This window comes from Streptomyces sp. NPDC060194 (assembly GCF_042728285.1).
Taxonomy (GTDB): Bacteria; Actinomycetota; Actinomycetes; order Streptomycetales; family Streptomycetaceae; genus Streptomyces.
Window position 1 is genome coordinate 1 of sequence record NZ_JBHWZH010000184.1, and the last position, 10,147, is coordinate 10,147.

Genomic DNA, 10,147 nt, shown 5'->3' on the forward strand with positions numbered 1-10,147 from the left:
CCCCCCTTTCGCGTGGGCGCGGGTCAGGCGAGGGTGGAGTCCGCGGGCTCGCCGGCCGGGGCCGCGGCCTCGGCCGTCTCCGCCGCCTCGATCTCCGCCTGCTCGACGGCGACGCCGCCGGGCGTCTTCTCGTCGTCGGTCGCCACCGGGCTCTGGGCGGCGAGCGTGCCGGCGTTGCGCAGCTCGGCCCGGGCCGCCAGGTCCGCGACCGCCGCGTTGAACTGCACGATCGACGCCGGCTCGTCGGGGCCGAGCAGGTAGCTCTTCAGCTCGTGGCGGGCGGCGGACAGCGGGTCGGCGGCCGGGTTCCGCACGGCGGCCAGGAGCTCGTCGAGCTCGGCGGCCCCGTTGGAGAGGATCACCGCGGCGCGGACCGCGGTGTTCTGCCGCTTGAACTCCTCCACGCCGAGCTCGGCGGAGTCGGTGACCGCGTACGGCTTGCCGCTCTCGATGAAGTCGGAGACGACGGAGGAGATGTCGGAGACCATCGCGTCGGAGACGTTGAAGCAGTCGTAGAGGTGCGGGTGCGGTCCGGTGACGATGCGGTGCTCCCACTCCGGGACCGCACGCCAGAAGGCCTCGCCCCACGCCGCACGGAGCCGCTTGACGGCGGCCTCGCGCTCGGGGTCGGCGAGCCCGTCGCGGGTGGACTCCGCCTCGTCGGTGCTGTCCTCGGTCTCGACGGAGAACGCGGCCAACTCGGCCTCGATCCGCGTCAGCTCCGCCCGGGCGGCGCCGGTCACGGCGGTGTCGACCGTCCACCGCGGGTCGGCCTCGCGCGCCGCGGCGGCCTTCTCGACCAGCGCGGTGATCCGCCGGTGGGCGGCCCCGGCCTTGGCGCTGCGGGTGCCGGTGAAGGGGTGCGGCTTGTACAGGACGCGGACCGGCGGCTCGGCCGCCAGCAGCTTACGGACGATGTTCTCGCCCGCGAGGAGCAGCGAGGTGTTGCCCGGGTTGTCGTCCCAGCCCTCCCAGGTGGGGGCGTAGAGCACGGTCGGCGTCTCGCGCACGGTCCCGGCGGCCCGCTGGATGGGGGCCAGCTGCGGGCGGCCGACCTCGACGATGTCGTCGTCGCGGACGCCGACGTCGGCCAGCGCGTAGCGGTCGCGGCCGGCCCGGCCCGCGGTCCACACCTCGTCGTAGACCTTGCTGTACGGGTTGACGCTGGCGAGCTTGTCGCTGTCGCCGTGCCCGATGAAGACGTGCTTCATGGTCGGCACGCGCAGCAGGTGGATGTTCTTGCCGACGTTCGCCGGGTACAGCGCGACCCGCACGGTCGACAGGTCCATGTTCATCAGGTGGACGCCGCCGGGGACGCAGACCACCGGCACGGAGGTCTGGCCGAGCTGGGTGAGGATGGCCCGCTCGCGCAGGATCACCAGCGGCCGGGTCTCCAGCTGCGCCATGGTCTCCAGCCACATGTTGACCTGGTAGGCGGAGTCCTTGGAGCCGGAGAAGTACAGGACGGTCTCGGGCCGGTACTCCGCCAGCCACTCGTCCAGCCTGCCCAGGATGACCTCCGCGGACGGCGGGACGCGGCGTCCGCGGGTGTACGGCAGCAGCGCCGCGGTGTAGGCGAGGGCGAGCGTGAGGGTGATCGCGACGCCGGCCGCCCCCCAGACCGCGTCGTCGGTCACGGCCGTCGCGAGGAGGCCGACCACGGCGAACAGGTCGAGGTGCAGCATCTTCTCCGCGGCCCGGTGATTCAGGGCGCGCGGCGGGGCGTCGGGGATCGTCACCCGGCTCGCGAGGTCGACGTTGCGGGTCGCGACGGGCAGCTTGCGCCGGTTGCGGATCACGGTGAGCAGCGCGCCGTGCGGGGCCTGGAAGCTGTAGAACACCAGGAAGCCGGCGATGGCCGCGTAGAACACCGGCCGGTCGGCGAGTTCCGCGGTGCGGGCCAGCAGCAGGATCAGCAGGAGCTGGCGGATGAGGAACCGGATGGAGAGTCCGGCCCGCACCTTGCTCAGCCGGCTGATCAGATAGCTCCCGCGCCGGTGGAGGTAGTGGTCCGCCCCGTAGGTCACCGCGCAGGCGGCGGCGAAGGCCCAGACGTTCGGCACGAGAGCGGCCAGCATTATGGCCGGGTAACCGAGTGCGATGAGCAGCGCCGCGACGAGTTCGCCGGTGCTGCCCACCCGAGCGAGACGTATTGCAGAGGAAATCACGGAGATCCTGCTCCTGCGCTGCCGCCGTCGGACCGGCCAGCGCTGTCTTCGGTTGATGTGAGGGACCATGGTGTCATGCCGCGTCCCGGGCCCGGAAAACGCCCGCGGACGCGCCCCAGGCCCCCGTGGGCGACTGCTCGCGGAGGCCTGGGAGGGGGGTCGGGAAGGGCGCCGGTCAGACGTCGCCCTGGCGGTCCAGGACGGAGGCCAGGGCGGCCTCGAAACCGGAGGCGGCGGCCGCGCCGGCCGTCGGGTCCTGCTGGCGGACGTCGATGACGTGGCCGGTCATCTCCGAGAGCAGCACGTCGAGCGAGGTGCGCGCGACGGCCTCGGAGGAGAGCAGGGAGCCCTCCGGCTCGGTGCCAAACGCCTTGGTGCGCATCGGGGTGGCGGTGCGCTCGGGGTTGATGCAGTTGACGCGGATGCCCTCGCCGGCCCACTCGTCGGCGAGCGCCTGGGTCAGGTTGACCATGGCGGCCTTCGTCGACGAGTACAGACTGTAGTCGGCGCGCCCCCGGGTGTAGCTGCTGGAGGTGTAGAGCAGCAGCTGGCCCTTGGTCTCGGCGAGGTACTTGTACGCGGTGCGGGCGATCTGGACGGGCGCGAGGTAGTTGACCTTCAGCGCCTCCTCGATCGTGGCGTTGTCGGCCTCGGCGAGCTTGCCGATGCGCAGCACGCCTGCGGTGTTGATGACGTAGTCGATGCGGCCGGTCTCGGAGTAGATCCTCGACAGGGCGTCGTCGACGTGCTCGGGGTTCTCGACGTGGGTGCCGGTGGTGGAGCGGCCGAGCGGGAACACCTTCGCGCCGTAGCTCTTCGCGATCGCGGCGATGTCCGCGCCGATGCCGTAGGAGCCGCCGAAGACGACCAGGGTCTTGTCCTTGAGCAGGGCGCGGTAGGCGTCCTCGTCGACCTGTGTCGGGGCGGCGGTGGAGGCCAGCTGGAAGAGCTTGTCGGCGATGAAGACGTCGACGGGCTGGGTGACCTTCATGTTGTACTCGTCGCCCGCGACGACGTGGATCGGCACGTCGGGGAGGTACTTGAGCACGACCGAGCAGTCGTCCGTGGCCTGGAAGTTGGGGTCACCGGACGCGATCTCGTAGGCGCGGCGGATGGTGGAGAGCTTGAACGCCTGCGGGGTCTGGCCGCGGCGCAGCCGCGAGCGGTCGGGGACGTCGGTGATGAACTCGCCGTCCTCGCCGTGGGTGCGGGTGACGATGATGGTGTCCGCGGAGGGGATCGCCACGTCGACGGCCTGGTAGCGGCGCAGCGACTCGACGCAGTCGGCGATGACGCGCTGCGACAGCAGCGGGCGGACGGCGTCGTGGAAGAGGACGTTGGCGTCCTCGCCCTCGGCGAGGTCCGCGCCGACGGCGGCGATGGCCAGTTCCGTCGTCTCGTTGCGGGTGGCGCCGCCCTCGATGACCCGGCTCACCTTGGTGAACCCCGCCTTCTCGACGATCCGCTCGACGTCCGGGACGTGTCCGGGCGCCATCAGGACGATGATGTCGTCGATGTCGGGCGCCCGCTCGAAGATGGCGAGCGTGTGCTCGATGACCGCCTTGCCCGCGATCTTCAGCAGCTGCTTCGGTATCGAGAGACCGACGCGCTGACCGGTTCCGCCGGCGAGGACGACGGCGGTCGTACGGGGCGTGGCTATGTGCTCGGACACGTCTTACCTACCTTGAGGCGACAGGGAACCTGGCGATGCTCTCACTCAGGGTTACCGGGTTGCAAGGCGAGGTGCACCGGGAGGACAGGGGGTGTCGACCCCCGGTTCACCTTGCCAGTAAGGGATTCGGCCGGGGCCCCGGCGGTTGCGGCGTGTGACCGAGAACACGGACCGGGCCGGGCGCGGGCCCTACGGGGGCGCCCCTAGAACGGCTTGAACGTGTCGTACTCCTGGTCCGCCTCGTCCTTCTCCGCCTGCCGGTCGCGGCGGCGGGTCGCGGCGGGTCGCGGGGAGTCGAGGCGGTGGTCCTCGCCGCGGCGGCCGAGCATCTCGGCGCCGGCCATGACGGTGGGCTCCCAGTCGAAGACGACCGCGTTGTCTTCGGGGCCGATGGCGACCGCGTCGCCCTCGCGGGCGCCGGCCTTGACCAGCTCCTCCTCGACGCCGAGCCGGGCGAGCCGGTCGGCCAGGTAGCCGACGGCCTCGTCGTTGTTGAAGTCGGTCTGCCGGATCCAGCGCTCGGGCTTCTCGCCGCGCACCCGGTAGACGGGCTGCCCGTCGTCGTCCTGCTCCGCGGTGACCGTGAAGCCCTGGTCGTCGACGGCCTTCGGGCGGATGACGACCCGGGTCGACTCCTCCTTGGGCTTCGCGGCCCGCGTCTCGCCGACGATGCCGGCGAGCGCGTACGAGAGCTCCTTCAGGCCCAGGTGGGCGACGGCGGAGACCTCGAAGACCTTATAGCCGCGGGCCTCCAGGTCCGGGCGGATCATCTCCGCGAGGTCGCGGCCGTCGGGGATGTCGACCTTGTTGAGGACGACGAGCCGCGGGCGCTTCTCCAGGCCGCCGCCGTAGAGCCGCAGCTCCTCCTCGATGACGTCGAGGTCGGAGACGGGGTCGCGGTCGGACTCCAGGGTCGCGGTGTCGAGGACGTGCACGAGGACCGAGCAGCGCTCGACGTGGCGCAGGAACTCCAGGCCCAGGCCCTTGCCCTGGCTGGCGCCGGGGATCAGGCCGGGCACGTCCGCGATGGTGTAGACGGTCGAACCGGCCGTCACCACACCGAGGTTGGGGACCAGGGTGGTGAACGGGTAGTCCGCGATCTTCGGCTTCGCGGCGGAGAGCACGGAGATCAGCGAGGACTTCCCCGCGCTCGGGTAGCCGACCAGGGCCACGTCGGCGACGGTCTTGAGCTCCAGGACCACGTCCCGGGCCTCGCCGGGCTCGCCGAGCAGGGCGAAGCCGGGGGCCTTGCGGCGGGCGGAGGCCAGCGCCGCGTTGCCGAGGCCGCCGCGGCCGCCCTGGCCGGCGACGAAGGTGGTGCCCTCGCCGACCAGGTCCGCGAGCACGTTGCCGGCCTTGTCGAGGACGACGGTGCCGTCGGGGACGGGCAGGACGAGGTCCGCGCCGTCCTTGCCGGAGCGGTTGTCGCCTGCGCCGGGCTGGCCGTTGGTGGCCTTGCGGTGGGGGTGGTGGTGGTAGTCGAGCAGGGTGGTGACGCTCTGGTCGACGACCAGGGTCACGTCTCCGCCGCGGCCGCCGTTGCCGCCGTCCGGGCCGCCGAGCGGCTTGAACTTCTCCCGGTGCACGGAGGCACAGCCGTGGCCTCCGTTACCCGCGCCGACGTGCAGCTCGACGCGGTCCACGAAGGTGGTCATGGGATGTGCCTCCAGTTACTGATGTACGGGTTTGTTCCTACGACAACACGCGAAAGGCGGACCCGCTTCCCGCACCCACCGAGTGGTGTGCACGGGAAAGCGCGGCCCGCCTTCCGGGAGAACGTGTTCTACGGTGCCTGGATCAGGCGACCGGAACGATGTTCACGACCTTGCGGCCGCGGTGGGTACCGAACTCCACCGCGCCGGCGTTGAGCGCGAACAGCGTGTCGTCGCCGCCGCGGCCGACGCCGGTGCCCGGGTGGAAGTGGGTGCCGCGCTGGCGGACGAGGATCTCACCGGCGTTGACGGTCTGACCGCCGAAGCGCTTCACGCCGAGCCGCTGGGCATTGGAGTCGCGCCCGTTCCGGGTGGACGATGCGCCCTTCTTGTGTGCCATGTCTCAGTCCCTCTTACTTCGCAGCCGTGGGGATACCGGTGATCTTGATCGCCGTGTACTGCTGACGGTGACCCTGACGACGGCGGTAGCCGGTCTTGTTCTTGTAGCGGAGGATGTCGATCTTCTCGCCCTTGTGGTGGTCCACGATCTCGGCGGTGACCTTGATGCCGTCCAGGACCCACGGGTCGCTGGTCACGGAGTCGCCGTCGACCACGAGCAGCGTAGAGAGCTCTACGGTGTCGCCGACCTTGCCGGTGGAAATCTTGTCAACCTCGACGATGTCGTCGACAGCAACCTTGTGCTGGCGACCACCGCTGCGCACGATGGCGTACACGCGGATCTCTCTTTCACTCGGGACGGACGCCCCTGACGCCAGCCGCGGCCGCCGGAACGGGGCGCACGGCCTCCCCCGCGGAGTCGCTCCGCGGGAGGTGGGTTGCTCAGGAACGGGTGCGTACGGAGACACACCGAGCGCCAAGGTTACGACCCCCCACGTCAAGGGTCAAACCGAGCCAAGGGCCGTGGCTGACGGATCAGCCACGGCCCGGTCACCGTGTTCGAGGGCTGGCAACGACTACCGGGCGGCCCTCCAGGCCGGCAGAATGATCTCGTCGCCCTTGTAATTCACCACCTTGATCGAGATGGCGATGTTCTCGGCGATGTCCTTGGATACGGCCACGCATCCGTTGCCACCACTGCTGGCCTTGATGAGAACATCGCCATTTCCCGGGTTCCCCGCATAGGGGCGGTAGATGTAGCCGCGCACACCCCAGCCGTCGCTCGCCGTGTCACACACGGTCAGCGTGTCGCCGTTCTCGGTCCACGTTGCGTAGCCGCTACCGTCGCTGATCCCGACGGCGGCGTCGGCCTGAGCGGTCCCCGAGGCAAACATCAGCGTGGCGCCAGCCGCAGCGACCATTCCCGCCATGCGGTTCTTCGAAATCGAGCGCACAACAAACCCCTCCCCTTGAATGGGAGCTGTGTGCGGGAGACATCCCACCCACCGCTCCTGACACAGCAGACGCTATTCACTCAGGGCGACCCCGGACAACAGCGCGTAATGCTATTGGCTGAGAATGCTGCCCCCATCGCCCTCCGCCGAAAACGCAAGCGGAGTGCTCTCCGCCTCCGTCCCCCGAGATCGCCAACTGCCTTTGTCTAGGAAGCGGATTGCATCGGTACAAGACTCACGCGCACGAGTGGCGATGAGCCACCCGGCAGTCGGGTGGCTCAAACCAGCGCAGGGGCGTGGGGCGTTGAGGGACGGGTGGACGCGACCCGGCGACGGCCGGGATGCGCGGGCGTGGGACACTGTCGGGATACCGGATTCGCGACCCGGCGCGGCGACTTGGTGACGGGGGGGCCTCGTCGCGACGGCATCGCCCGCGGGGAGAGGCGCAGCGGCGGCGGGGCGCACACGGCCGCCGGTTCGAACGAACCGGCCGCGGCCTGACCGGTGCGCCGATACGTTGGCCGGGTCCCGGGCCTTCCCATGCGATTGGAAGTGTATGTCGATCAAGGTCAGTGTCGTCATCCCGGTGTACAACCCGGGGAAGTACATCCAGCCCTGCATTGATTCCCTGCTCGGTCAGACCCTTCCGACCGACGAGTTCGAAGTCCTTTTCGTCGACGACGGCTCCACGGACGAGACGCCGGAGGAACTGGACCGGCTCGCCGAGAAGCACCCGCACTTCCGTGTGATCCACATCCCGAACTCCGGGTGGCCGGGTAAGCCCCGCAACATCGGGGTCGCGGAGGCACGGGGCGAGTACGTGCAGTTCGTGGACCAGGACGACCACATGGCCTCCGAAGCCCTGCACCGCCTGTACGAGATGGGGCACCGGAACGGCTCCGACATCGTCATCGGCAAGGTGGCCAGCAACTTCCGCGGCGTACCCCACGGCGTGTTCAGGACCGACCGGCAGAAGTGCACCCTTCGCGACGCACCGCTCCACGACTCCCTCACGCCGCACAAGATGTTCCGCCGGCAGTTCCTGCTGGACAACGGGATCGCCTACCCGGAGGGCAAGCGGCGGTTGGAGGACCAGCTGTACATGATGCAGGCGTACTTCCCCGCCGAGGTGGTCTCGATCCTCGGCAGCTACACCTGCTACTACTACTCCAAGCGCGACGACGGGAAGAACGCCGGCTCGACGCGTCCCGTCCCGGCGGGCTACTACGGCAACCTCCGCGAGGTCCTGGACGTCGTGCTGGAGAACACCGAACCCGGCTCCTTCCGCGACCTCCTGCTGCGCCGCTTCTACCGCGTGGAGATGCTGGGCCGCGTCAGCGAGCCGAACGTGCTCAGGTACGAGCCGGAGTACCTCGACGAGATGCTCGACTCCATCCGCCCCCTGGCGCTGGAGTACATGGGCGACAGCGTCCACGACAGCCTCGGCGCGCTCACCCGCCTCCGCTCCACGCTGGTGCGCAACGACGACCGCGAGGCTCTCGTGGAGGTCGCCCGCCTCGCCGCGAGCATCAAGGGAGCCGCGCGGCTCGAGGACGTGGCGTGGCAGCCGGACGGCAAGCTCGCCGTCTCCGTGACGGCCCGTCTCACCCACGGTGACGACGGAGAGCCGCTGAAGCTGCTGCGGCGCTCGGGCCGGGTGCTCGTCCACCCCGACCTGACCCGCGCCCTCCTGGACGAGGACACCCTGATCGACGTCACGGACGAGCTCGGCGACTTCCGGGCCGAGATGTCCCTGCGGAACCGCGAGACCGCCGTCGAATGGCCTTGCCAGGCGTCGTTCGAGCCGGAGTTCGTCGAGCTCGGGGACGACGCGTTCGAGGTGGTCCTGCGCGGCACGGGTCTCGTCGCACCGCAGGGTGAGAAGAAGCGCGGGCCCGTCTCGCGGGGCTTCTGGGACGTCTGGGTGCCCGTCCGCGGGCTCGGCCTCGTCCGCAAGGCGCGCGTCGGCGCGGACCGCGCGCCCCACGTCGACGCCGACTGCCGGCCGGCCCAGCTCGGCGCGACGGGCCGCCCGGTCATCCCCTACTTCACCGAGGGGTTCGGCAACCTCACCCTGGACGTCGGCCGGCGTGACAAGCGGCTGTCGAAGTACCTCGCCGACCGTCCGGTCCGCCGTGTGCCCGGCAGGCGCGTCGAGCTGCAGCTCGACGTGTTCACCACCGCCCGGAGCGGCACGCGCCCGGTCCAGCTCGAACTCGGTTCGCTCGACGGCCGCACCTTCACCGTCGAGGCGCAGCTGCGCCCTTTCGCCGGTCGGGCCCATCTGGCGCTGCCCGCCCTGCCCGCCTCCGTCGCCCCCGGGCCGTGGTCCCTCGCCGCGCGGCTGGACCGTCCGTCGGACCCCGCAACGCCGCTGTGCGAGGTACGGGTCGGCAAGGGCGGCCGCGTCCGTGTCGGTGAGGTGCCGCCGGTGGATCCGGCTGCCGCGCGCGAGATCAGGATCAGCCGCGCCAAGGCGGCCGCCCGCAGCCGGCTGGCACCGCTGGGCGGGCCGGTACTGCGCCGCCTACCGGCCCCGGCCCGCAAGAGGATCCGCCGTCTGGCCTCCGGCCTCGTCGGCTGACCACGCCCGCATCCCGCCTCGTTCAAGGACGTCATCACATGCGACAGCTCGGCATCAGCGGTGCCTGGGTGCACGAACCGAAGATCTTCCCGGACGGCCGGGGCAGCTTCCACGAGTGGTTCCGGGCCCCGGACCTCGCCGAGGCCGCGGGCCACCCCCTGAACCTCGCGCAGGCCAACTGCTCCGTCTCCGCGCGCGGCACCCTGCGCGGCGTGCACTTCGCCGACGTGCCGCCGGGCCAGGCCAAGTACGTCAAGTGCGTACGCGGTGCGGTCCTCGACGTCGTCGTCGACATCCGGGTCGGCTCCCCCACCTACCGGCAGTGGGAGGCGGTCCGCCTCGACGACGTGGACCACCATTCCGTCTACCTCTCCGAGGGGCTCGGGCACGCCTTCATGGCCCTGACCGACGACGCCACCGTCGTCTACCTCTGCTCCCAGGGCTACGCCCCGCAGCGCGAGCACGGCATCCACCCGCTCGACCCGGCACTGGGCATCGAATGGCCCGCCGGCGTCACCCCCCTGCTCTCCGACAAGGACGCGGCGGCCCCGACCCTCGCGGAGGCGGAGACCCAGGGCCTCCTGCCGTCCTACGACGCCTGCCGGGCGTACGTCGAGGAGCTGCGGACCGGCTGAGCGCGTGGCGCGCGTCATGCGGGAGGGCACCCGAGCGGCGTCCCTGCCGGTGGAGTCACGCACACGAGCGCGGGGGAGCACGGT

At 70.7% G+C, this 10,147-nt stretch carries 8 protein-coding genes; 2 read left to right on the top strand and 6 right to left on the bottom strand.

Annotated features, from left to right (window positions below; translation table 11 throughout):
• Positions 1–23 precede the first annotated feature (23 nt).
• The 6 genes from ACFWEG_RS26400 to ACFWEG_RS26425 form a co-directional block, all read right to left on the bottom strand.
• Positions 24–2,168 carry a hypothetical protein gene (locus tag ACFWEG_RS26400; RefSeq protein WP_387219903.1) on the bottom strand — a complete coding sequence of 715 codons (2,145 nt, stop codon included), beginning with the start codon at positions 2,166–2,168 and terminating at the stop codon, positions 24–26.
• Positions 2,169–2,343: 175 nt separating this feature from the next.
• Complete coding sequence (locus ACFWEG_RS26405; RefSeq protein WP_387219905.1) at positions 2,344–3,840, bottom strand: D-ribitol-5-phosphate cytidylyltransferase; 1,497 nt, start codon at positions 3,838–3,840, stop codon at positions 2,344–2,346.
• 203 nt (positions 3,841–4,043) lie between these two features.
• Positions 4,044–5,495 (bottom strand): GTPase ObgE, encoded by a 1,452-nt coding sequence (gene obgE, locus ACFWEG_RS26410; RefSeq protein ID WP_387219908.1) that lies wholly within the window; start codon positions 5,493–5,495, stop codon positions 4,044–4,046.
• A gap of 142 nt (positions 5,496–5,637) precedes the next feature.
• Positions 5,638–5,892, bottom strand: coding sequence for a 50S ribosomal protein L27 (gene rpmA, locus ACFWEG_RS26415; RefSeq protein WP_100594223.1), 255 nt, complete (start codon positions 5,890–5,892; stop codon positions 5,638–5,640).
• A 13-nt stretch (positions 5,893–5,905) separates the two neighbouring features.
• Positions 5,906–6,226 (bottom strand): 50S ribosomal protein L21, encoded by a 321-nt coding sequence (rplU, locus tag ACFWEG_RS26420; RefSeq protein ID WP_387219912.1) that lies wholly within the window; start codon positions 6,224–6,226, stop codon positions 5,906–5,908.
• A 240-nt stretch (positions 6,227–6,466) separates the two neighbouring features.
• Positions 6,467–6,844 carry a hypothetical protein gene (locus tag ACFWEG_RS26425; protein WP_387219915.1) on the bottom strand — a complete coding sequence of 126 codons (378 nt, stop codon included), beginning with the start codon at positions 6,842–6,844 and terminating at the stop codon, positions 6,467–6,469.
• Between the two features lie 556 nt (positions 6,845–7,400).
• Between ACFWEG_RS26425 and ACFWEG_RS26430 the strand changes: the two genes are divergently transcribed.
• Together ACFWEG_RS26430 and ACFWEG_RS26435 are read left to right on the top strand one after the other, a co-directional pair.
• On the top strand, positions 7,401–9,428 hold the full coding sequence (locus tag ACFWEG_RS26430) for a glycosyltransferase (protein ID WP_387219918.1): 2,028 nt from the start codon (positions 7,401–7,403) through the stop codon (positions 9,426–9,428).
• A gap of 38 nt (positions 9,429–9,466) precedes the next feature.
• A complete protein-coding gene (locus tag ACFWEG_RS26435) occupies positions 9,467–10,063 on the top strand; it encodes a dTDP-4-dehydrorhamnose 3,5-epimerase family protein (RefSeq protein WP_387219920.1) in 597 nt (198 codons plus the stop codon).
• Positions 10,064–10,147 lie beyond the last annotated feature (84 nt).

Excerpts from the sequence above, each read along its gene's own strand:
- obgE (WP_387219908.1), bottom strand. The coding sequence starts at position 5,495 with ATGACCACCTTCGTGGACCGCGTCGAGCTGCACGTCGGCGCGGGTAAC.
- rpmA (WP_100594223.1), bottom strand. The coding sequence starts at position 5,892 with ATGGCACACAAGAAGGGCGCATCGTCCACCCGGAACGGGCGCGACTCC.
- ACFWEG_RS26430 (WP_387219918.1), top strand. The coding sequence starts at position 7,401 with ATGTCGATCAAGGTCAGTGTCGTCATCCCGGTGTACAACCCGGGGAAG.
- ACFWEG_RS26435 (WP_387219920.1), top strand. The coding sequence starts at position 9,467 with ATGCGACAGCTCGGCATCAGCGGTGCCTGGGTGCACGAACCGAAGATC.